Source organism: Kitasatospora fiedleri (genome assembly GCF_948472415.1).
GTDB lineage: Bacteria > Actinomycetota > Actinomycetes > Streptomycetales > Streptomycetaceae > Kitasatospora > Kitasatospora fiedleri.
Genome location: NZ_OX419519.1, coordinates 7,202,315 through 7,221,896, shown reverse-complemented (window position 1 = coordinate 7,221,896; position 19,582 = coordinate 7,202,315). Strand labels below are relative to the sequence as shown.

Sequence of the window (19,582 nt, the reverse complement as noted above, 5' to 3'; positions counted from 1 at the left end):
CGAGCAGGGCGAGGCTGTGCCAGCCGCCGGCCGCGACGTCGCGGGCGCTGGAGAGGTTGACGACCTGTCCGGGCGCGTTGTGGCTGAACACGCTGCCGTCGCCGAGCTGCCCGGAGCCGTTGGCGCCCCAGGACTGCACGGTGCGGTCGGTGAGCAGCGCCAGCCCGTGCCCGGTGGCGGAGCCGCCCCACCGGCGGCGATCTTGACGACCTCCGCGCTGGTCAGGCCGAGCACGGTGGTGGCGGTGGTGCGGAAGTCGGTCCAGGTGCCGTCGCCGAGCTGCCCGGACCGGTTGTTGCCCCAGGCTTTGAGCCGTTTCTCCTGCGCGTGCGCGGTGCCGGCGGGCACGGCGGTCAGGCTGAGAGCGGTGAGCGCGGTGAGCGCGGCCACCCCCGCGGCGAGGGCAGGACGCAGGGCGGGGCGCGGCCGGGCGCGGCGGGCGGCGACGGCAGCGGCGGCAGCGGCAGCGGCAGCGGCAGCGGCGGACTGAGTGGACGTCATGGGGTGCCTTCCTCGGGTCCTCGATGGGGTGCGGTCAGCGCGCGAGGCTGAAGTTGCCGTTGCTCGGCGCGGAGACCAGGGAGACGCTGCCGGACTTGGCGAGCACCTGGACGGGGGTGTTGCGCTGGGTGGTGGTGCCGTCGCCGAGCTGGCCCTTGTCGTTGGCGCCCCAGGCCTGCACGGTGCCGTCGGCGAGCACGGCCAGGTTGTGCGCGGAGCCGGAGGCGATCGCCTCGACGCCGGAGACTCCGGGGACGGGCACGCTGGTGTTGCGCTGGGTGGTGGTGCCGTCGCCGATCTGCCCCTTGTCGTTGGCACCCCAGGCGCGCAGCGTGTGGTCCTGGAGCAGGGCCAGGGTGTGGGCGGCCCCGGCGGACAGCTCGGTGACGTCGGTCAGCTCCTGCACGGGCACGGGGTAGGGCTTGTTGACGACGGTGTCGTCGCCGAGCTGGCCCTTGTCGTCGGCACCCCAGGCGTACACGTGGCCGTCGGCGAGCAGCGCGAGGGCGTGGCCGGCGCCCGCGGTGATGCCCTTGACCGTGGTCAGGCCGGGGACGGTCATCGCGGTGGTGCGGGTGGCGGGGGTGGGCGCGGGGACGGGCGCGGTGGAACTGACCGGCACCGGGGTGACGCCGAGCTGGCCCTTGTCGTTGTTGCCCCAGGTCTTGACGGTGCCGTCCTTGAGCAGCGCCATGCTGAAGGTGTCCCCGGCGACGATCGCCTTGACGTCGGAGAGTCCGGCGACGGTGACGGGCAGGTTGGTGGTGACGACGGTGCCGTCGCCGAGCTGGCCCTTGTCGTTGGCACCCCACGCCTTGACGGTGCCGTCCTTGAGCAGGGCGAGGGCGTGCGAGCCGCCGGCCGCGACGGCCTCGACGCCGGTCAGTCCGGCGACCAGTCCGGGCACCGCCGCGTCCTCGGTGGCGCTGGTGGTGCCGTTGCCGAGCTGGCCCTTGTCGTTGCGGCCCCAGGCTTCGACGGTCCCGTTGCCGAGCAGCGCGAGCGCGAACCCGGTGACGGTGGTGCCGCTGGTGGTGCCGCCGGCGGCGATCCCGTTGAGTTCGGCCCCGGCCATGCCGACCACCGAGGCGGGGGTGAGCCGCTGGGTCTTGGCGGTGCCGTCGCCGAGCTGCCCGTTGGCGTTGTTGCCCCAGGCGCGCAGCCGCAGGTCGTAGGCGGACGCGGTGCCGGCCGGCAGTGCGGTGGCACACACCAGGGTCAGGCCCGCCAGCAGCGCGGGCAGGGTAGCGGCGGGCAGCTGGCGCAGCTTGCGGTGCATCGGTGGTTCCTCCGTGGACATGGGATCTGCGGGACGTGCGGGACGTGGTCCGGCGGTGTCAGGGACCGGGCCGGACGGACGTGTCGGGGGCGGCGCGCCGGACGGGCCCGCCCTGGGCGAAGCGTCCGGGCGGGGGCTGGACGGGGTGGGTCTGGTCGATCGGCCGGTGCGCGGCGTGCGTCGCGGGGCGGGCGTCCGGCGCGGTCTCCGACGCGGCGGCCGGGGGGGCGGCGAGCAGGGCGGCGAGCAGGCAGGGGGCGGTGGCCGCGAGCAGGGCGGCGGTGCGGGTCTGGGGTGTCATCGGGGCCTCGTGGTCACGGTCGGGGCGTGGCGCGGCGCGGCCCGGTGGGGCGTGCGGCGGCAACCCGACTCCGGTCGAAGTCGAAATGATGATCGGATCGCCGGGATACCTAACCCGGCACCACCGGGTTGGTGCGAACACGGACCGCTTTCCATGCCAACGGCCCATCCGCTCCTCCGACCGCCCCCCGTTCGGTCCGCCCTCGGTTGCGGTGCGTAGTCGAGCCGCCCAGCATGACCAGGGATCTTGATCGTCAGCCGCCTTGACCTGGTGTCAACCAATTTGCTCTGTAGCAGAGTTCAGGGAGGAACCCGTTGCTCCGGACTTCATCGGCCAGACTCCTGGCCATCACCCTCAGTAGCGCATCCGCCCTGGCCGCACCGGCCCCGGCGGGCGCGGAGGACGCCGAGCCGGCCGTCGTGGTCAACGGCAGCTTCGTCTCCCCGCAGGTACCGTCCGGACAGACCTGGGCGTACCTCGCCATCGACGGCTGGGACGGCCCGGGCCTGCTCTCGGTCGGCCGCGCCGACCACCCGCGGGGCTATCAGGCCGCCTTCCTGGCCTCCCCCGACTCGGCCGCCCCGCTCAGCACTCGGCTGCGCGCCGTCCGCGCGGGCGCCACGGTCACCCTCACCTGGGACGACAACCCCGACACCTGCGTGGGCAAGGGCGTCGCCCGGCGCAGCTACACGGTCTCGGTGGCGGGCGACGCCAACCGACCGGGCGCGTTCGCCACCAACGAGCCCACGGGAAGGGCGAACTGGTTCATCGGCCGGTCCTACTCCTTCACCGCGGCCGAGGACTCGCCCCGGGTCACCTTCTCCTTCGACGCCTCCAACCCCACCCCGAGCTGCCAGCCGTCGATCACCGACGTGGCCGCCCGGCAGACCGCATCGACGGCCCCGCCGAAGGGCGCCACCGACCCGTGCTCGGACGGCACGACAGGCGGCGGGACGGGTGGCGGGACGGGCGGCACCGCGGGCGGCTCGCAGTGCGCGGACGTCGGCGGTGCCGAGGAGGAGATCGCCAAGTGCCCGGCCACCGACCGCACCTGCCTGGCCTCGGTGACGGGGGACGGACAGCAGACCGAGGACGGCATCGACCAGCAGACCACCGCCGTCAAGGACTTCGGCGACATCCCGCGCGAGGAGAGCCCGGACGCCGCCGCCCAGGGCCTCTGCCCGCTGTCCAACGCCCTCACCGACGGCCTCCCGCCCTCGTCCGTGGTCGTCCCGCCGAGCCAATGGGGTCAGTGCTGATGCTCCGTCAATTCCCTTACGCCACTTGCTCGGTTCTGCTCGCCGCCGCCCTCGCGCTGACCGCACCGGCACCCGTCGCGCACGCCGCCGACACGGTCGACGCCACCGTCCGAACGGCACCTTCGCCGACCCCGTCGCGCCCGACAACGGCACCCAGGCCGGGCACACCGGCTGGTCGCCCGACCGCACCGGCGTGGTGTTCGGCAAGGGGCTGGCCCAGCACCCGCAGGGCTACCAGGCGGCCTCGCTGAACTGGAACGGCGCGCCGCTGTCCCTGCGCACCCGGCTGTGGGGCGTCAGGAAGGGCTCCACCGTCACACTCACCTGGGACGACAGCCCGAGCACGTACCGGAGTTGCACGCCGGAGCAGGTCAAGGACGGCCAGACGTACAACGTCTCGCTGATCGTCGACGGTCCGGCGCCCGACCCGCAGGTCACCACCGCGGGCAGCGACAGCGTCGGCACCGCCCGCTGGACGACGGGGCGCGCCTTCTCCTTCACCGCGACCGAGGACAACCCGATGGTGTCCTTCGACTCGGCGGAGCCCGCCGGGGTGATGTCCTGCGGCCCGCTGATCACCAACGTGGCCGCCAAGCAGACGCCCGCGCCCGTCGACCGGAAGGTCCGCAAGGAGCAGTTGCCGCCCCCGAAGGCGTACCGCGGCAACGACCCGCTGGAACCGGGCGTGGCGGTGGACGACTGCGAGGGCTCGCCGACCGCCTGCACCTTCACGGTCGACCGGCGGTACTCGTACCAGTACTACGGGCAGACCCGGATCGTCGGCGAGGTGTACCTGAACTGCACCCGCAACGCGGTCACCGACGACCGGAAGCTGGAGGTCACCGAGCCGCCGTACGACAGCCTCACCCAGTACTACGCGCTGAAGGGCGCGCCGCTGCTGCCCAGCCGCTCCGACCTGTCGCAGAGCCGGCCGAACGTGGCGGCCCAGGTCGCGGCGGGCTTCGGCGTGGCGGGCGGGAACACCGCGGCGGTGTCCACCAGCAACCCGCTGACCTGGTCGCGGACCACCAGCAAGCCGCTGGACCCGGTGATCCAGCCCGGTGAGGTGAGCTGGATCGAGGTGCAGCCGGCCCGCGAACGGGTGGTCGGCTCGTTCACCGACTCCCGCAACGGCTACCGGCTGGACGCCGCCTTCGACGTCCCGGCGACCGCGCTGCCGGACCGCTACTACCAGCGCACCGGCCCGCTCACCGAGACCGAACTCCAGCGCTGCGGCGCCAACCGGCCCACCGCCGACACCCCCGACAACACGGCCGGCCCGGACCGGCGCCTGACCCCGCCGGACGCCTCGCCGGCCGGCCGGGCCACCCGCACCGTCCCGCTCCGCCCCTGAGCGCTCCGTCCCCGAGCCGCCACCCCGTTCACCGACCCCAGGAGCAACCCGTGCCGCCCACCCGCCTGTTGGCCCTCCCGCTCGGCGCCGCCCTCGTCCTCACCGCCCCGTGGCCGGCCGGTGCGGTGGACACCGACCCGGTGGCGGTGGAGAACGCGACGTTCTCCTCCCCCACCGTGCAGTCCGGCGACTGGGCCACCGGTGTCGACGGCTGGAGCGGCCCCACCGGTGTCGCCTCCGTAGCCCGGGCCGCCCACCCGCAGGGGCTCCAGGCCGCCACCCTGGGCTGGAGCGGCAAAGCGGTCTCGCTCAGCACCCGGCTGCGCGGCGTCCGGGCCGGCGCGCGCGTCACGCTCAGCTGGGACGACAACCCGACGCCTGCGCCGCCTCCGGCTCCGGCCCGCGCTCCTACACGGTGACCGCCGCGGGCGCGGCCGACGCCCCCGGCGACTTCGCCACCAAGTCCCCTACCGGGAAGGCCGACTGGTACACCGGCCGCACGTACACCTTCACCGCCGCCGAGGACTCCCCGCGGATCACCTTCACCAACACCGCCGCCACCAGCCCCGGTTGCGGCGAGCTGATCACCAACGTCCGGGCCGCCCAGACCCCGCCGCCCGCCGCCGCCCCCACCCCCGCGACCTCCGATCCGTGCGCGGGCGACGGCGCGAGCACCCCGGCCTGCACCACCGACGCGGCCAACAAGGAGAAGATCGAGGACTGCCCGGCCACCAGCCGCCAGTGCCTGGAGGGCGTCGCGGGCAAGGGCGAGCGGGAGCACGCCGGGATCGACCAGCAGACCCAGGTCCTGGACGACTTCACCGGCACCCCGCGCGACCAGGACCCGAACGCGGCCCTCGGCCCGCTCTGCCAGGTCGCCGGCCTGCACACCGGCACCCTCGAACCGGGCGACACCGTCCTGGCCCCCGGCACCTGGTGGTACTGCTGAACGTCCCCCGCCCTCCCGCGCAACGGCGCCGGGCCCGGTGGGCCGCACGGGTGGTTCCCGTGCGGTCCACCGGGCCCGCCACTGTCGCGCGGCCGGTCAGTCGGTCCGGGCCCACTCCCGGTCGGCCGTCAGCCGGTACCGCGCCTGCGGGCGCTCACCGGCCGGGTGCGGGGCGCCCTCGTACACCCCCGGCTCGGCGCCGGGCAGGGCCCGCTGCGGGCGCAGGGTCAGGCAGTAGTCCTTGGCGTTGAAGGTCTGGGCGACCACGGTGCTGATGTTGGTGCTGGACGGACTGGTCACCAGGATGTTCTTGACCGTCGTACCGGTGCCGTCCACCGACAGCACGCCGACCGTCCGGGTCATCGCGCTGAGCATGCCGAACTGCAGCTCGTCGCCGATGCCGACGGTGAACATGACCTGGGTGCTCTCGGTGTTGGTGCGCTTCCACTCGTGCGAGTAGGCGGCCTTGAAGGCGAGTTGGAAGGCCGCGGTGGCGGTCAGCTTGAGCTGGCCGGAGCCGGTGGCGCTGCCGCTGACGGTGGTGGTGGTGCCGTTGGTGACGTCGGTGTTGGGGCCCTTGTCCGTGGGCGCGGTGGTGTCGGTGTGCGCGTTCTCGGTCTTGTCGGAGCCCGCCACCGTCCCGGACACGTCGGTGGTGTTGTCGACCGTGCCCTCGACGGTCGCCGAGCCGGAGATCTCGCCCTCCAGGTTGTCGGTGGCGCTCGACTCCAGCACCACCGTGCGGTAGACGTTGATCTTCTTGTTGGTGCAGTTGATGACGGTGTTGCCGACCGAGACCACGGCGGCGGTCCGCTCGGCGGTCAGCCCGGGGATGAACCGGAAGCTGCAGCCGTGGTCGTGCCCGCAGCCGCGCGCGACGGCGGCGGCGTCCGGCAGCGGGGTGTCGCCGTCGAAGGCACGCGCGACCGGTTCCTCGGCGGTCTGGTCGAGTCGCCGGGACTGCTGCGGTGCGGCGTCCGCCGCGGCGGCCGCCCCGGCCGTCGGTCCGCTGAGCGCCAGCAACGCGGCGGCCAGCGCCGCGCCCCGCCTCACCGCCGGCTCCAGGTGCCCTCGGCGGTACGGGTGTACACCGCGTCCGGCACCCGCCCCGGCGGTTCCGGGGCCACCTCCGCCGGGCCCGGTTTCGCCGCTGCCCGGCCCGGCGGGCGCAGCGACAGGCAGACGTCCGGGCGCGAGAAGGTCTGCGCGACGAGGGAGCTGCTGGTGGCGATGGACGGGCTGTCCACCACCACGTTCTTGATGAACCGCCCGGTGTGGTCGACCGACAGGACGCCGACCACCCGGGTGACGGAGTTGATCGCGCCGAACTGGATCTCGTCGTTGGGCGAGATGGTGAACACCACCCGGGTGGTCTCCTGGACGGTGGCCTGCCACTGTCTGGCGTAGGAGGCCTGGAAGGCGAGTTCGAAGCTTGCCTTGGCGCCCAGGTGGAGGGCGTTGGAGCCCTGAACGGTGCCGGTGACGTTCGTGGTGTCCTGGAACTTGTCCTGGGTGGTGGGGCCCTTGTCCTTGTTCGGCCCGTACTGGACGGTGCCGTTGGCCGGCTCCGCCGCCAGGCTGCCCTGTGCGGAGGCGGTCACCGTGGTGTCGATGCTGCCGGTGACCGTGGCCTTGCCCGAGATCGAACCGCTGATGTTGTCGGTGCTGCTGCTGGCCACCGTCAGGCTGCGGTCGATCTCCATGTCGTCGCCGGTGCAGTTGATCGCCGCGTTGCCGACCGAGGCGACCGCGCTGCCGAACAGCCCGACGATCCGGTCCGTCACCCGGAACGTGCAACTGCCGGGCCGGTCGCACTGTGCGGCGACCTCGGCCGGCGAGGCCAACCGGGTCTCGCCGTCGTACGCCTCGGGCTCCGGCATCGGCGGCAGCAGCGTCGGTGCGGCCGCCCCGGGGGCGTCGGCCTCGGCGGCGGTGGCGGTGACGGCGGCGGCCGGTATCGCGAACGGCGCCAGGGCGAGCGGCCCGGCCAACCCGGTGGCCAGCCCGGCCAGTACGGCCCCGGGCACCAGGGCGGCGTGCCGACCCGTCCTGCGGTCCGGTCGCGGGCATGCGGAACCAACCACGGATGCGCTCCTCACTCGTCGACGACCCCCCGTACCGAGCCGTCCGAGCGGACCCCGGGCCCGTGGACGCCCCCTCGGCCCATCCTCCGCGAGCTTCGGATCGCGGGCGAACGGTCGTCGCCGCGGGTGCGCCATTCGATGGGCCGTCACCCGGTGGGACGTCGGCGCCCGTCCGGCGCCGCCGGTTCAGCCCCGCCGCGGGGCCCGCCTCACCGGCGGGAACCAGCGCTCGGCCGCCGCCCGGGCCTGCTCGGTGAGCACGCTGTAGGGCACCGGCTCGCGGCCCGCCGCCACCACCAGCTCCTCCAGGTGGTCGCGCACCCGCCACACGCTCGCCGGATCGGCCCCGGTCACCTCCATGATCTTCTCGAACTCCCGCTCCCCGTAACCGAGTTCCGCCCGGATCGCGTCCGTCGGGACGCCGGTCAGCTCCAGGTTGGCCCGCAACTCGGCGGCGGTACGGACACGTTCCTCGTCGTTCAACGACATCGCGGACTCTCCGAAGGGTAAACGGACGGTGGTCTGCCGGACGGACGGCAGACGGTGGACGGACGGCGGCGAACCGCCGTTCGACCCCGCCCTCCGCATGCTACGGCGTACCCCGCCGCTCGGCCCGCCGTCACGCCCGCGCCCCGCACCACCGCGTCACACCCCCGGGCCGCCCGCCCGCTCGGCGGCCTCCTGCGCGGCCATCACCTCGTCGCCGTGCTCGAAGGCCCACGCGCCGAAGGCGTCGATGGCGGGCAGCAGGGTGCGTCCCAGCGCGGTGAGTTCGTAGGCCACGCCGGGACGGTCGGGGCGCGGCGGGTGGCGGGCGACCAGACCGTTGTACTGGAGGCGGCGCAGTGTCTCGGTGAGCACCTTGGAACTGATCCCGCCGATCCGTTCGCGCAGCTCGACGGGCCGGTACGGGCCCTCGCGCAGCGCCCAGAGCAGGACGGCGTTCCAGGTGTGGGAGAGCAGGTCGAAGGCGAGGCGGGCCCGGCAGTCGGCGAGCATCGGATCGGCGGTCACGTACCGAATGGTGCCCGACCGCCTCCCTAGGCTCGCATCCGAGGCCGTCACCTTCACGCGGCCGTCACACCCACGGGATCGAACGGAACGGACGGAGTCAGTCGATGCGGATCGGCATTCTGGGCACGGGCAACATGGCGGACGCACTGGGCACCCCCTGGGCACGGGCCGGGCACCGGCTCACCGTCGGCGGGCGCGACCTGGCCAGGGCCCGGCGCGCCGCCGACCGGATCGGGGCGGGGGCCCGCTCCGGCGACCTGCGCACGGCGGTGGCGGACGCCGAAGTCGTGCTGGTCGCGCTGCCGTTCGGCGCGGGTACGGAGGTCGTCCGGGAGCTGGCCGAGCCGCTCGCGGGGCGGACGCTGGTCGACTGCACCAACCCGGTCGGCCCCGGCTTCCGCCTGCTGACCGGCCACGGCCCTTCCGCCGCCGAGCAGTTGGCGTCCGCCGCGCCCCGCGCACAGGTGGTGAAGGCGTTCAACCTGTGCCACGAGGACGTCTGGCGGATGCGTCCGCCGGTCTTCGACGGCCGCCCGCTCACCGTCCCGCTGTGCGGCGACGACCCCGAGTCCCTGGCCCGGGTCTCCACCCTGATCGCGGACCTGGGCTGCACCCCGGCCCTCGCCGGCGGCCTCGACCGGGCCGGGCTGCTGGAGGCCACCGCCGCCCTCTTCATCGGCCTGTGGGTCGGCACGGGCGCGGACGTCCAGGCGATCGCGCCCCCGCTCGCCTACGCCTCCGGGCCCGCGCGCGAGTCCGACTGACCGGTCGACACCCGGCGCCCGGTGCCGGACACCCGGCACCCGGCGCCCGTCCCCCCGCCACCCGTACCGGCCGCCGCCTCGGTCGCGGTCAGAGCAGCAGGACGGCCGCCACGACCAGCCCGGCCAGCACGATCGCGCCGAGCACCGATCCGGCCACGGTCAGGCCGATCCGGGTGGAGCGGTCCATCCGGCGGGTCCAGCCGGTGCCGTCCATCACTTCGGCGACCAGGTCGGTCAACTCGCCGGAGTCGAAGCGGTATTCGGCGGCGGTGACCCCGTCCGGGCCGACCGTGCGGAACCGCCGGACCTCCTTGTGGATCACGGTGCCCCGCACGCTGCTGCGCGACGCCGACACCTCCGGCCCGCCGGGGCCGAGGCTCGCCCGCCAGCTCAGCTCGGTGAGCTGCTGCTCGCGGGTGTAGGTGCGGGCCGCCGGGTCGAAGCGCAGGGCGATCCGGTAGTCGGTGGAGATCCGGTGCTCGTACAGGAAGCCGCGCCAGTGCCGGTCCGCGAGGTCGAGTTGGAGCAGCAGCCCGTCCTCGCCGCGGGTCACGGTGTAGGGAGTGCCCCGGGTGCGGGCCGCGAACGCCTCGTAGAGGCCGTCCAACTCCCGGTCCCGGTCCCCGCCGCCCTTGGCACCGGGTCCGACCCCGGACCCGGACCCGGACTCGGACTCGAATTCGGACACTCCGGTCATCTGTCGCTCCTCTCCCACCCCGCCGGCAGGGTGCCGCAATCTACCAGGGCACTCTTCGGAGCTCCGGCCCGCCTCCCGCCCCCGGCACTCTCACACGGCGCGCAGCAGGTGGTCCGCCGGGGCGTAGTCGATCTTCCAGTCGACGTAGACCCCGGCCGTACCGTCCCGTTGGCAGCGCAGCCCCACCGTCACCCAGCGGACCGCGCCGTCGGCCGTCAGCGAGAACGCCACCGCCGCCTCGAACTCGTCTCCCCCGCACGGGCATTCGGCCACCGCCGGATCGGCCTCCTGCCACACCTCCGCGCTGTCCGCGAGGAAGACCTGCCCCTTGCAGCGCACGCACGCGCGCCCGGCGCAGCCCTCGACGTCGTCCACCCGGACGGTGAACACCCGCCCGCCGCAGTCCTCGCAGGCGCATCCGAGCAGCACCGTCGGGCCGTCCTCGACGGCTCCCCCCAGGAACGTCCTCAGCTCCTCGGAGACGCCCCCGCCGTCACCCGCCCGCTGCTGTTGCTGCGCATCCATGACCACGGCCTCATCCTGGCAGGGCCCTCCGACACCACGGAGACCGCGGCACAGCCGCCCCCCGACGCTACGACCTGCGGCGGGCCACCAACTCGCGGGCGGCGTCGGCGCAGTGCGGGAAGTCGAAGGCGAAGCCCGCCTCCAGCAGCCGTCCCGGCACCACCCGGCGGCTCTTCAGGAGCAGTTCGGTGTCGGTCCGGAGGGCGAACGCGCCGAGCTCGGCCATCCGGCGGGTGGCCGGCAGGCCCACCGGCATGCCGTTCGCACGCCGCAGCTCCCGCATCAACTCCCGTTGCGGGAGCGGGTTCGGGGCGGCCAGGTTGACCGGGCCGGTCAGTTCCCCGTGCTCGACCAGGAACCGCACGGCCCGGACGAAGTCGCGCTCGTGAATCCAGGAGACGTACTGCCGCCCGCCCGCGACCGGTCCGCCCAGGCCGAGCCGGGCCAGCCAGGACAGCACGTCGAAGACACCGCCCCGGTCCGGGCTGAAGACCATGGCGCTGCGCAGCGCGACCTTCCGGGTGGCGGGCGTTGCGGCGGCGTCCTGCGCGGCCTCCCAGTTCCGGGCGATCCGGACGCTGTACTCCCAGTAGTCCGGGACGTCCGGCTCGGCGCCGCCGATGATGCCGGTCGCCTCGTCGTTCGGGGCGTCGAAGCGGTGCGCGTACACCGTCGCCGTGCTCATCTGGAGCCAGACCCGGGGCGGGCGGGCCGCGGCGGCGATCGCCTCGCCGACCACCCGCGTCGAGTCGACCCGGGAGTCCATCATCTGCCGGAGGTTCTCCGGCGTGTAGCGGCAACTGACCGTCCGCCCGGCCAGGTTGACCACGACGTCGGCACCGTCCAGCTGCTCGGCCCAGGGGCCGAGGGTCCGGCCGTCCCAGGCCGCGTGGTGCGGGGCGGTGGGCGTCCGGGTGAGGAGCACCACCTGGTGGCCGTCGGCGCGCAGGGCGCGTTCCAGCAGTGTGCCGACCTGCCCGGTCCCGCCGGGTATCACGTACTTCACGGAGAAGAACGTACCCCGATTCTTGAACGCGTTCAATTCCCTCTCTCGGCTCTCACCTCAGCCCTCACCCCCAGCCCTCACCCGCCGCCCGCCCGGCCGCCCGACACCCCCGCCCGTCACGTGCCCTCCCGCCCTGCTGCGAGCATGGTCCCCGTCGACCCACGAGGCCGGATGCCGGAATACCGAGATGTCGAGATAGCGAGATACCGAGTTGTCGAGCCGTGAACCAGGGGGACCGCGTGGAGCCACGACAGTTGCGCTGCTTCGTCGCCGTCGCGGAGGAGTTGCACTTCGGGCGGGCCGCCGAGCGGCTGCTGCTCGGCCAGCCCGCCGTGAGCCAGCAGGTGCGGAGGCTAGAGCGGGAGTTGAAGGTCGAGCTGTTCGACCGCTCGCCGCGCCACGTGCGCCTGACCCCGGCGGGCGAGCGCTTCCTGCCCGCGGCCCGGAACGTGCTGGCGGCCGAGGACGCGGCCCGGGCCCTCGCCGCCGACCTGGCCGCACCCACCGTGCTCCGGCTCGGCACCGTCACCGGGCTCGGGGAGCGGCTCGACGACATCCTGGACGCCTACCGCCGCCAGGCCCCGGCCGTGCACGTCGAACTGCACTCCGCCCCCGTCAGGGAACGGCTGGCCCGCCTCGCGGACGGCCGGCTGGACGCCGCCTTCGTCCGCGGCGCCGTCCCGGAGCCGGACCCGGACCTGCGCTACCTCCCGCTCTGGCAGGACGAGTTGGTGATCGCCCTGCCCGCCGGGCACCCCCTCGCCGACCGGCCCGAGATCGACCTCGCCGACCTCGCCGACCTGCCCCTGCTGCTGACCGAGCGCCGCAACCACCCCACCCTGGTCGACCTGGTGACGGACGCCTGCGCCCGGGCCGGGTTCCGGCCGCTGCTCGGCCCAGCGCACAGCACCCTGCAGAACACCCTGGCCGCGATCGGCACCGGTGCCCCGCTGTGGACGGTGGTGTACGCCGCCAACGCCCTGATGACCAACACCCGTCGGATCGCCTTCCGCCCCTGCCGCACCCCGCTGGCCCTGCCGGTGTCCCTCGCCGTCCGGCGCTCCACCCCGCCGCCCCGGCTGCTCCTGACCGCCTGCCGCCGACCGTCCGCACCTGCCCCGTCCGCTCCCGTTCCCGTTCCCGCTCCCACCAGTGACGATCAGGATGCGTGATCGCTGCGAGAGCGAACCGGGTCTGGGTGCGGGCGGGCCGATCCGGTGGACTGGTGTCGGCCGGAAGGACCGGCCCGCAGGACGGACCACAGGAGCCGAAGATGCCGATCGTCACCATTCAGCAGGGCCCGCGCCAGGTCGAGCAGAAGCGCGAACTGGTCGAGCGGATCACCGCCGCCTTCGTGGAGACCCTGGAGTGCCCGGCCGAGAGCGTGCTGGTGTGGATTCAGGAGTACCCGGCCGAGAACTGGGGCAAGGCCGGCAAGCTCACCGCCGACCAGTAGCCCCCGTCCCAGGCGGGCGCCGGACCCACCACCCGCGCCCGCCCGGGACGCCCGAGGCGGTTGGCGCCCGCCACCTCACTCCCCCGGCGACCGCACCCAGGGCGCCCGCCGCAGGCCCGGCTCCGGGTGTTCGCGGCCAGTACCGGAAGACCACCCCGGCGACGACCTCCCGCCGCCGGGCGCCGACCAGCACCTCCGGCCACCCGCCGACCGCCCAGGCCACCCGCTCCGGCACCACCGGCACCGCTCCCCTCCCCTCCCCTCCCGCGCCACCGCCTTCCACAGTGGCCCGCACCAGCCGGGTGCCGCCCCGCGAACCCCCTTCCCGAGGGGATTCCCCGGCCTCTCGTCAGAGATCGCCCGCCCACGGCGGGTTGGCGCCCGGAACGGCGACCGTCCGGGCGGCGACGCGGGCGGCGAAGGCGCAGGCGCGTTCCAGGTCGGCGGAGGTGAGGGAGTCGAGCCGGCCGCCGAGGTGGCCCTGGGCGGCGAGGGAGTGCAGCAGGCCGGCGGTGAAGGCATCGCCCGCGCCGACGGTGTCGACCACCTGCGTCGCGGGCGCCGGGACCCGGACCCGCTCGCCGTCCAGCGAGGCGAGTGCGCCACGTTCGGCGAGCGTCACCACGACCAGGCGGGCGCCCGCCGCGTGCCAGCGGTCGCAGGCGTCCTCGGGGGCGGTGCCGGGCAGCAGGACGTGCAGGTCGTCCTCGCTGAGGCGCAGCAGGTCGGCCAGTTCGCACCAGCGGTCGAGCCGCCGCCGGTAGGTGTCGGGGGCGACCAGCAGCGGGCGGACGTTGGGGTCGACGGAGACGGTGGTGTGCGGGCGGGCGGCGGCGAGCAGGTCCTCGATCCGTCGGCCGCCGGGGTCGCGGACCAGGGCGAGCGAGCCGGTGTGCAGGCACACCGAGCCGTCCTGGCGGGCGGGGGCGAGTTCCTCGTCGGTCCACTGCCAGTCGGCGGTGCCCTCGGCGTGGAAGGAGTACTCGGCGCGGCCGTCGCCGTCGAGCGCGGCCACGGCCAGGGTGCTGGCTTCGGCGGCGGCGACGGTGTCGGCCAGGTCGACGCCGGAGCCGGTCAGGTGGGTGCGGAAGAGGGTGCCGAACGGGTCGGCGGAGATCCGGCCGACGAACCGGGTCGGCGTGCCGAGCCGGGCCAGGGCGACGGCGGTGTTCGCCGGGCCGCCGCCGGGCAGCACCCGCAGCGCGAGTTCGCCCGGCCGGGCCCCCTCGCGTTCGACGAAGGCGTCGGCGACGCACTCCCCGACCACGGTGATCTGCCGATCCGCCATCGAAACCAGTCTCCTCGCAGGGTGGACGCACATCCGGCGGTCCGGACTCCATCACCGCGGCCCACCGGTAGTCAACGCGCGGACCGCCTCCCGGTCACCCCGCCGGCCCGCGTCGGCCCCGCGCTCCCTCCCGTCCACCCCGGCCTCCCGTCCACCCCGGCCTCCCGTCCTCCCCGGCCTCCCGCCGCGATGTACGTTTCATCGCACCGGGGCGGACCGCCACCCTCAAGTGGGAGCGCTCCCAAGACTCTTGACGATGCCCTGTCCGGTCTGGCTTCATATGGCAAGCCCGCGAGGGCGATAGGTGGGAGCGCTCCCGATCTTCCCCCACCACGAACGTCTCGGACCACCCCACCCCCACCGGACGTCCCCACCCGCGTCCAGAGAGGAACGAGACCCATGCGCCTCCAGCTGCACCGGCGCCTGTCGCGCCGCCTGGCGGGCTGCGCCGCGGCCCTGGCCGCCGCGCTCGTCGCCACGCTCTCCGCCCCGGCGGCCCCCACCGCCCACGCCGCCACGCCCGACCCGACGACCACCATCACGACCACCGCCGCGGCCGCCGCCGGGGCCGGCTACTGGCACACCAGCGGCCGGCAGATCCTGGACGAGGCCGGGAACCCGGTGCGGATCGCGGGCATCAACTGGTTCGGCTTCGAAACCGGCAACTACGTGGTCCACGGCCTGTGGAGCCGCGACTACAAGTCGATGATCGACCAGATGAAGTCGCTCGGCTACAACACCATCCGGCTGCCGTACAGCGACGACATCTTCAAGGGCACCACCCCGGCCAGCATCAACACCGCGAGCGGGATGAACGCCGACCTGGTCGGCCTCAACTCGCTCGGCGTGATGGACAAGCTGGTCGCCTACGCGGGCAACGTCGGCATGAAGGTCATCCTGGACCGCCACCGCCCGGACTCCGGCGGGCAGTCGGCGCTCTGGTACACCTCCGCGGTGCCGGAGTCGACCTGGCTGGCGAACCTCAAGTCGATCGCCGCCCGGTACGCGAACAACTCCGCCGTGATCGGCATCGACCTGCACAACGAGCCGCACGACCCGGCCTGTTGGGGCTGCGGCGACCTCGCCACCGACTGGCGGCTAGCCGCCCAGCGCGGCGGCGAGGCCGTGCTCTCGGCCAACCCGAAGCTGCTGGTCTTCGTCGAGGGTGTGCAGACCTTCAACGGCAGCTCGTACTGGTGGGGCGGCAACCTCCAGGGCGCGGGGCAGTACCCGGTCCAACTGAGCGTCCCCAACCGGGTGGTGTACTCGGCGCACGACTACGCGACCAGCGTGGCGCAGCAGACCTGGTTCTCCGACCCGAGCTTCCCGTCGAACATGCCGGGCGTCTGGGACAAGAACTGGGGCTACCTGTTCAACCAGAACATCGCCCCGGTGTGGGTCGGCGAGTTCGGCACCACGCTCCAGTCCACCGTCGACCAGGCGTGGTTGAAGGCGCTGGTGCAGTACCTGCGTCCGACCGCGACGTCCGGCGCGGACTCCTTCCAGTGGACGTTCTGGTCGTGGAACCCCAACTCCGGTGACACCGGCGGCATCCTGAACGACGACTGGACGACGGTCAACACGGTCAAGGACGGCTACCTGGCCTCGGTCAAGGCCCCGGGCTTCGGCTCCTCCACCGGCGGCAACCCGGGCGGCGACGTCCAGGCCCCGTCCGTCCCGGGCGGGTTGACGGTCACCGGCACCACCGCGAGCAGCGTGTCGCTGTCCTGGACGGCGTCCACCGACAACACCGCGGTCACCGGCTACGACGTGTACCGCAACGGCGCGAAGGTCGCCTCGACGGCCTCGACCTCCTACACGGACAGTGGGTTGAGCGCGGCGACGGCGTACGGCTACACCGTCCGGGCGAAGGACGCGGCGGGCAACGTCTCGGCGGCCTCGGCCGCGGTGACGGCGACCACCGCGACCGGCGGCGGCGGGACGAACGCCGGGTGCGCGGCGGCGATCAGCCTGAACGACTGGGGCAGCGGCCTGACCGCGACGGTCACCGTCACCAACACCGGCAGCGCGCCCGTCACGGGCTGGAAGGTCTCCTGGGCGTGGCCCACCAGCCTCCAGATCAGCAGCAGTTGGAGCGCGAACGTGACCCGCAGCGGGCAGACCGTCACCGCGACGAACCTGTCCTACAACGGGGCGCTGGCGTCGGCGGCCTCCACCTCCTTCGGCGTCCAGGCGACCCGGACCGACGCGTCGGCCGCGGCGACCGCGACGGCGGTGTGCACCGCCACCTCCTGACCCGCCGACTTGCTTGCCCGCTCCGCTCAACACGCGTTCACCGTCGGCCGGTTCGTCCGGTCGGCGGTGAACCCGCTGGTGTGCACCCGGGTCGGGGTCCGGGTCAGGGTCGGGGTCGGGGCATCTGCCGAACGGGCCTACCCAGCAGGGTGGTTCAGCCCTCGCGACGGGCCTCCAGGAACCCGGAGCCGTCGAAACTGCCGGTGGACGGGAGTCGGCGTCCGAGCGCGGCGGCGAGATCGGCGATCGCGGTGTAGTCGGTCCGCCAGCCGTGCGCGTCCAGCCAGTCGGCGGTACCGGCTCCGAGGCCGCCGCGCCACAGGGCGGTCATCTCGCCGAGGGCGCCCTCGGCGGTGACCCGGGAGACGTCGCGGCCCTGCTCGGTCAGCAGCCGGCTGCCGGGGGCCGACAACTCGCCCACGGTGGTGAGGAGTCGGGCGGCCTGGTCGGCCTCCAGGTAGACCAGCAGCCCCTCGGCCAGCCAGCTGGTGGGCCGCCCGGGGTCGAACCCGGCGGCCAGCAGCCGGTCCGCCCAGGCGGGATCGGCCAGGTCGGCGGGCAGCGCGGTGCGGGCGCAGCTCGCCGCGGCCCCTGCTCGTCGAGGACCTCCTGCTTGAAGTCGAGGACGGCCGGCAGGTCGATCTCGAACAGCCGGGTGCCGGGCGGCCAGGCCAGCCGGTAGGCCCGGGTGTCGAGCCCGGCCGCCAGCACCACCACCTGGCCGCCGTCGGCGGCGGCGGCGAGCAGCCGGTCGTCGTAGAAGCGGGTGCGCATGATCCCCCGGGCCACCAGCCACTGGGCGAGCGGCCCGGCCGGTGCGGCGGTGGGCATCGGGGTCCCGGAGGCCGCGATGAACGCCAGCGCGTACGGGTCGGTGAACAGCGGCTCCGGTCGGCTGCTCTCGTAGGCGCGGACCCGGGCCACCGCGAGCGCGGTGCGCGAGACGGGGCTCAACTGGGCGGCGCGGGGCGTGCCGGGGTCGGAGCCCGCGGGCTCGTTCGTCGTCATGCCCGCAAACTACATCGCCACAGATGCATCTGTGAAGATGGATCTTCCGAGACGCGCCCGCACAGATGCATCTTCACGGCTGCATCCCCGCCACTGCATCGCTGCCGATACATCCGGGCAGATGCATCGGCGGGGATGCAGTGGCGCGGTAGCCTGTCCGCCATGGACGGCGTACGGCTCCTGCGACTGGGCAAACGGCTCACCGAACTGGGCCGGGCGATGGTCACCGACCACGCCTCGGCAACGCTCACCCCGGGCGAGATCGCGGTGATCTCCGACGTGTATCAGCACCCCGGCAGCTCGGTGCAGGACATCCGGGTCCGCACCGGCTTCGCCCAGAGCCACGTCTCCACCTCCGTCGCCCGCCTGCGCGAACGCGGCCTGCTGGACGCCGCCCCCGACCCCGCCGACGGACGCCGCACCCTGCTGTCCGTCTCCACCCTCGCCCGTGGCTACGTCCGCGCCCGGGCCACCCGCCCCGCCGAACCGCTCCTCGCCGAAGCACTCGCCGACCCCGCCCGGGCCCGGCGGGCCGCCGAACTGCTCGACGAACTCGCCGCCCTGCTGCTCCCCGGTCCGCCCGCACCCGCTTCGCCCGCACCCGCTTCGCCCGACGCGCCAGTGCCGCCGCCCGCCGATCAGGGCTAACGGCAGGCGTCCGGGCGGGCGGCGCCCGCCCCAGTCGGCGAGCATGGAACGGACCGATGCCCATCGGGGTCCGAGCCCAGCCCACGGAGGCCGTGAATGATCCAGATCGCCGACATCCGGGAGTGGCGCAACCACGACGTGGTCGACCAGGACGGCAAGAAGATCGGCAGCCTGGAGAACGTCTACGTCGACACCGCCACCGACGCACCCTCCTTCGCCACCGTGACGGTCGGCCTCCCGGGCCGGCACCGGCTGGTGTTCGTCCCGATCACGGACGCGGTGGCCGGCCCCGACTACCTGCGGGTGCCGTTCGGCCGCGGCGACGTGAAGAACGCGCCGTCCATCGGCACCGACGACGTGCTCACCGCCGAACAGGAGCCCGAGGTCTTCGCGCACTACCACCTCGACTACGTCACCGGCGCGGGCGGCGAACGACGCCTCGCCCGCCGCTGAACCGCGAACCGCGGACCCCGGCGGGCGACAGCACGACGACAGGTTCGGCGTCAGGCCGACACGTCAGGCCGACAGCAGCCCGGCCAGCCCGCCGTCCCAGTCGATCCGCTCGGACTCCTTGCCCAGCGGCACCGACTCGGTGGTGGCGGTGAGGAACGCGGCCAGCTCGGCACGGTCGACGGTGAGCACCACCGAGTCGCCCGCACGACCGAGCACCAGGCGCAGCAGCCCGCCGTCGATCGGCGTGAAGCGGATGTCGCCCTCCCCGACCGGCCCGCACAGCGAGGCCAGCAGCATCTCCCGGGACAGCACCCAGCTGGCCCCGGCGGCCCGCTCCCCGAAGTCGAGACGCACCGCGTACGGGTCGTCGGGCCGGTAGCGCCAGTCGGTGTCGAGGGCGACGGTGGAGCCGTCGGGGATGAGCAGGTGCAGGGTGATCTGCTCGGTCACAGGACCCATGGCGGTGCTCCCTTCCGTTTCTCGCAGACGGGCGGACAGTCGAGCGGGGACGGGCGAACGAGTGCGATACCTCTCACAGTCGTAAGTGGGCATCACGGGCGTGAGGGCCTATCGCACACACACCAGCCCGTCACAATCGTTAGTGCTTGTTGTAAGCACAATGGCCTCTCGCAGTGCCGACGTTCGAATACGGCATCAAGAGGTTCCAACAGTAAGAGGCTCTAACAGTCGTGAGCGCCCATCGCGATCACGACTACCCATTGCGGCGCGAACCCCGCCCT

At 73.9% G+C, this 19,582-nt stretch carries 22 protein-coding genes and 1 pseudogene; 10 read left to right on the top strand and 13 right to left on the bottom strand.

Annotated elements, in window-relative coordinates:
• Window positions 1-535 precede the first annotated feature (535 nt).
• On the bottom strand, window positions 536-1,780 hold the full coding sequence (locus QMQ26_RS32825) for an RCC1 domain-containing protein (protein WP_282203799.1): 1,245 nt from the start codon (window positions 1,778-1,780) through the stop codon (window positions 536-538).
• 58 nt (window positions 1,781-1,838) lie between these two features.
• A complete protein-coding gene (locus QMQ26_RS32820; protein WP_282203798.1) occupies window positions 1,839-2,081 on the bottom strand; it encodes a hypothetical protein in 243 nt (80 codons plus the stop codon).
• A gap of 314 nt (window positions 2,082-2,395) precedes the next feature.
• Here QMQ26_RS32820 and QMQ26_RS32815 point away from each other — a divergent pair, with 314 nt between their 5' ends.
• Genes QMQ26_RS32815 through QMQ26_RS32800 form a run of 4 tightly spaced genes read left to right on the top strand, consistent with a single transcriptional unit; the run spans window position 2,396 to window position 5,643 of the window.
• The gene (locus QMQ26_RS32815; protein ID WP_282203797.1) at window positions 2,396-3,340 is read left to right on the top strand and encodes a hypothetical protein; all 945 of its coding nucleotides are present in this window, start codon (window positions 2,396-2,398) and stop codon (window positions 3,338-3,340) included.
• Between the two features lie 25 nt (window positions 3,341-3,365).
• Window positions 3,366-4,694 (top strand): hypothetical protein, encoded by a 1,329-nt coding sequence (locus QMQ26_RS32810; RefSeq protein WP_282203796.1) that lies wholly within the window; start codon window positions 3,366-3,368, stop codon window positions 4,692-4,694.
• A gap of 50 nt (window positions 4,695-4,744) precedes the next feature.
• A complete protein-coding gene (locus tag QMQ26_RS32805) occupies window positions 4,745-5,113 on the top strand; it encodes a hypothetical protein (RefSeq protein ID WP_282203795.1) in 369 nt (122 codons plus the stop codon).
• On the top strand, window positions 5,110-5,643 hold the full coding sequence (locus QMQ26_RS32800) for a hypothetical protein (RefSeq protein WP_282203794.1): 534 nt from the start codon (window positions 5,110-5,112) through the stop codon (window positions 5,641-5,643). The genes QMQ26_RS32805 and QMQ26_RS32800 overlap by 4 nt, the downstream gene beginning before the upstream one ends.
• 96 nt (window positions 5,644-5,739) lie before the next feature.
• Here the strand turns inward: QMQ26_RS32800 and QMQ26_RS32795 are convergent, their stop codons facing one another.
• The 4 genes from QMQ26_RS32795 to QMQ26_RS32780 all read right to left on the bottom strand — a co-directional run bounded on the left by QMQ26_RS32795 (window position 5,740) and on the right by QMQ26_RS32780 (window position 8,741).
• Window positions 5,740-6,696 (bottom strand): hypothetical protein, encoded by a 957-nt coding sequence (locus QMQ26_RS32795; protein ID WP_282203793.1) that lies wholly within the window; start codon window positions 6,694-6,696, stop codon window positions 5,740-5,742.
• Window positions 6,693-7,727, bottom strand: coding sequence for a hypothetical protein (locus tag QMQ26_RS32790; protein ID WP_282203792.1), 1,035 nt, complete (start codon window positions 7,725-7,727; stop codon window positions 6,693-6,695). Before QMQ26_RS32790 ends, QMQ26_RS32795 begins: the two co-directional genes overlap by 4 nt.
• Before the next feature lie 186 nt (window positions 7,728-7,913).
• Window positions 7,914-8,216: a DUF2316 family protein gene (locus tag QMQ26_RS32785; RefSeq protein ID WP_282203791.1), complete on the bottom strand. Its 303-nt coding sequence runs from the start codon at window positions 8,214-8,216 to the stop codon at window positions 7,914-7,916.
• Between the two features lie 156 nt (window positions 8,217-8,372).
• Complete coding sequence (locus tag QMQ26_RS32780) at window positions 8,373-8,741, bottom strand: winged helix-turn-helix transcriptional regulator (protein ID WP_282203790.1); 369 nt, start codon at window positions 8,739-8,741, stop codon at window positions 8,373-8,375.
• Window positions 8,742-8,845: 104 nt separating this feature from the next.
• On the opposite strand from QMQ26_RS32780, the gene QMQ26_RS32775 reads away from it, so the two are divergent.
• Complete coding sequence (locus QMQ26_RS32775; RefSeq protein WP_282203789.1) at window positions 8,846-9,505, top strand: NADPH-dependent F420 reductase; 660 nt, start codon at window positions 8,846-8,848, stop codon at window positions 9,503-9,505.
• A gap of 88 nt (window positions 9,506-9,593) precedes the next feature.
• Here the strand turns inward: QMQ26_RS32775 and QMQ26_RS32770 are convergent, their stop codons facing one another.
• The 3 genes from QMQ26_RS32770 to QMQ26_RS32760 all read right to left on the bottom strand — a co-directional run bounded on the left by QMQ26_RS32770 (window position 9,594) and on the right by QMQ26_RS32760 (window position 11,733).
• Entirely contained in the window at window positions 9,594-10,202 is a 609-nt protein-coding gene (locus tag QMQ26_RS32770; RefSeq protein WP_282203788.1) for a hypothetical protein, read from the bottom strand.
• Window positions 10,203-10,292: 90 nt separating this feature from the next.
• Window positions 10,293-10,727, bottom strand: coding sequence for a hypothetical protein (locus QMQ26_RS32765; RefSeq protein ID WP_282203787.1), 435 nt, complete (start codon window positions 10,725-10,727; stop codon window positions 10,293-10,295).
• A 67-nt stretch (window positions 10,728-10,794) separates the two neighbouring features.
• Window positions 10,795-11,733 (bottom strand): TIGR01777 family oxidoreductase, encoded by a 939-nt coding sequence (locus QMQ26_RS32760; protein ID WP_282203786.1) that lies wholly within the window; start codon window positions 11,731-11,733, stop codon window positions 10,795-10,797.
• 239 nt (window positions 11,734-11,972) lie between these two features.
• Between QMQ26_RS32760 and QMQ26_RS32755 the strand changes: the two genes are divergently transcribed.
• Complete coding sequence (locus QMQ26_RS32755; RefSeq protein WP_282203785.1) at window positions 11,973-12,905, top strand: LysR family transcriptional regulator; 933 nt, start codon at window positions 11,973-11,975, stop codon at window positions 12,903-12,905.
• Window positions 12,906-13,006: 101 nt separating this feature from the next.
• Window positions 13,007-13,189: a 4-oxalocrotonate tautomerase DmpI gene (gene dmpI / locus QMQ26_RS32750; protein WP_100839152.1), complete on the top strand. Its 183-nt coding sequence runs from the start codon at window positions 13,007-13,009 to the stop codon at window positions 13,187-13,189.
• Between the two features lie 349 nt (window positions 13,190-13,538).
• On the opposite strand, the gene QMQ26_RS32745 is transcribed toward dmpI, so the two are convergent.
• Entirely contained in the window at window positions 13,539-14,477 is a 939-nt protein-coding gene (locus tag QMQ26_RS32745) for a carbohydrate kinase family protein (RefSeq protein WP_282203784.1), read from the bottom strand.
• 399 nt (window positions 14,478-14,876) lie between these two features.
• Between QMQ26_RS32745 and QMQ26_RS32740 the strand changes: the two genes are divergently transcribed.
• Window positions 14,877-16,733 carry a cellulase family glycosylhydrolase gene (locus QMQ26_RS32740; RefSeq protein WP_282203783.1) on the top strand — a complete coding sequence of 619 codons (1,857 nt, stop codon included), beginning with the start codon at window positions 14,877-14,879 and terminating at the stop codon, window positions 16,731-16,733.
• Between the two features lie 154 nt (window positions 16,734-16,887).
• Here QMQ26_RS32740 and QMQ26_RS32735 read toward each other — a convergent pair whose 3' ends face one another.
• Together QMQ26_RS32735 and QMQ26_RS32730 are read right to left on the bottom strand one after the other, a co-directional pair.
• Window positions 16,888-17,145: a class I SAM-dependent methyltransferase gene (locus QMQ26_RS32735; RefSeq protein ID WP_282206714.1), complete on the bottom strand. Its 258-nt coding sequence runs from the start codon at window positions 17,143-17,145 to the stop codon at window positions 16,888-16,890.
• 66 nt (window positions 17,146-17,211) lie between these two features.
• Window positions 17,212-17,741, bottom strand: a pseudogene (locus tag QMQ26_RS32730) (class I SAM-dependent methyltransferase); the annotation flags it as partial.
• Window positions 17,742-17,903: 162 nt separating this feature from the next.
• On the opposite strand from QMQ26_RS32730, the gene QMQ26_RS32725 reads away from it, so the two are divergent.
• Window positions 17,904-18,389, top strand: coding sequence for a MarR family transcriptional regulator (locus QMQ26_RS32725; RefSeq protein WP_282203782.1), 486 nt, complete (start codon window positions 17,904-17,906; stop codon window positions 18,387-18,389).
• 96 nt (window positions 18,390-18,485) lie between these two features.
• Entirely contained in the window at window positions 18,486-18,842 is a 357-nt protein-coding gene (locus tag QMQ26_RS32720) for a PRC-barrel domain-containing protein (RefSeq protein ID WP_100839156.1), read from the top strand.
• A gap of 63 nt (window positions 18,843-18,905) precedes the next feature.
• Here QMQ26_RS32720 and QMQ26_RS32715 read toward each other — a convergent pair whose 3' ends face one another.
• Window positions 18,906-19,301, bottom strand: coding sequence for an SsgA family sporulation/cell division regulator (locus tag QMQ26_RS32715; protein WP_159073251.1), 396 nt, complete (start codon window positions 19,299-19,301; stop codon window positions 18,906-18,908).
• Between the last annotated feature and the right edge of the window lie 281 nt (window positions 19,302-19,582).

Coding starts and splice junctions, on each gene's coding strand:
- QMQ26_RS32725 (WP_282203782.1), top strand. CDS start 17,904: ATGGACGGCGTACGGCTCCTGCGACTGGGCAAACGGCTCACCGAACTG.
- dmpI (WP_100839152.1), top strand. CDS start 13,007: ATGCCGATCGTCACCATTCAGCAGGGCCCGCGCCAGGTCGAGCAGAAG.
- QMQ26_RS32825 (WP_282203799.1), bottom strand. CDS start 1,780: ATGCACCGCAAGCTGCGCCAGCTGCCCGCCGCTACCCTGCCCGCGCTG.
- QMQ26_RS32715 (WP_159073251.1), bottom strand. CDS start 19,301: ATGGGTCCTGTGACCGAGCAGATCACCCTGCACCTGCTCATCCCCGAC.
- QMQ26_RS32820 (WP_282203798.1), bottom strand. CDS start 2,081: ATGACACCCCAGACCCGCACCGCCGCCCTGCTCGCGGCCACCGCCCCC.
- QMQ26_RS32745 (WP_282203784.1), bottom strand. CDS start 14,477: ATGGCGGATCGGCAGATCACCGTGGTCGGGGAGTGCGTCGCCGACGCC.
- QMQ26_RS32770 (WP_282203788.1), bottom strand. CDS start 10,202: ATGACCGGAGTGTCCGAATTCGAGTCCGAGTCCGGGTCCGGGTCCGGG.
- QMQ26_RS32740 (WP_282203783.1), top strand. CDS start 14,877: ATGCGCCTCCAGCTGCACCGGCGCCTGTCGCGCCGCCTGGCGGGCTGC.
- QMQ26_RS32785 (WP_282203791.1), bottom strand. CDS start 8,216: ATGTCGTTGAACGACGAGGAACGTGTCCGTACCGCCGCCGAGTTGCGG.
- QMQ26_RS32720 (WP_100839156.1), top strand. CDS start 18,486: ATGATCCAGATCGCCGACATCCGGGAGTGGCGCAACCACGACGTGGTC.
- QMQ26_RS32765 (WP_282203787.1), bottom strand. CDS start 10,727: ATGGATGCGCAGCAACAGCAGCGGGCGGGTGACGGCGGGGGCGTCTCC.
- QMQ26_RS32775 (WP_282203789.1), top strand. CDS start 8,846: ATGCGGATCGGCATTCTGGGCACGGGCAACATGGCGGACGCACTGGGC.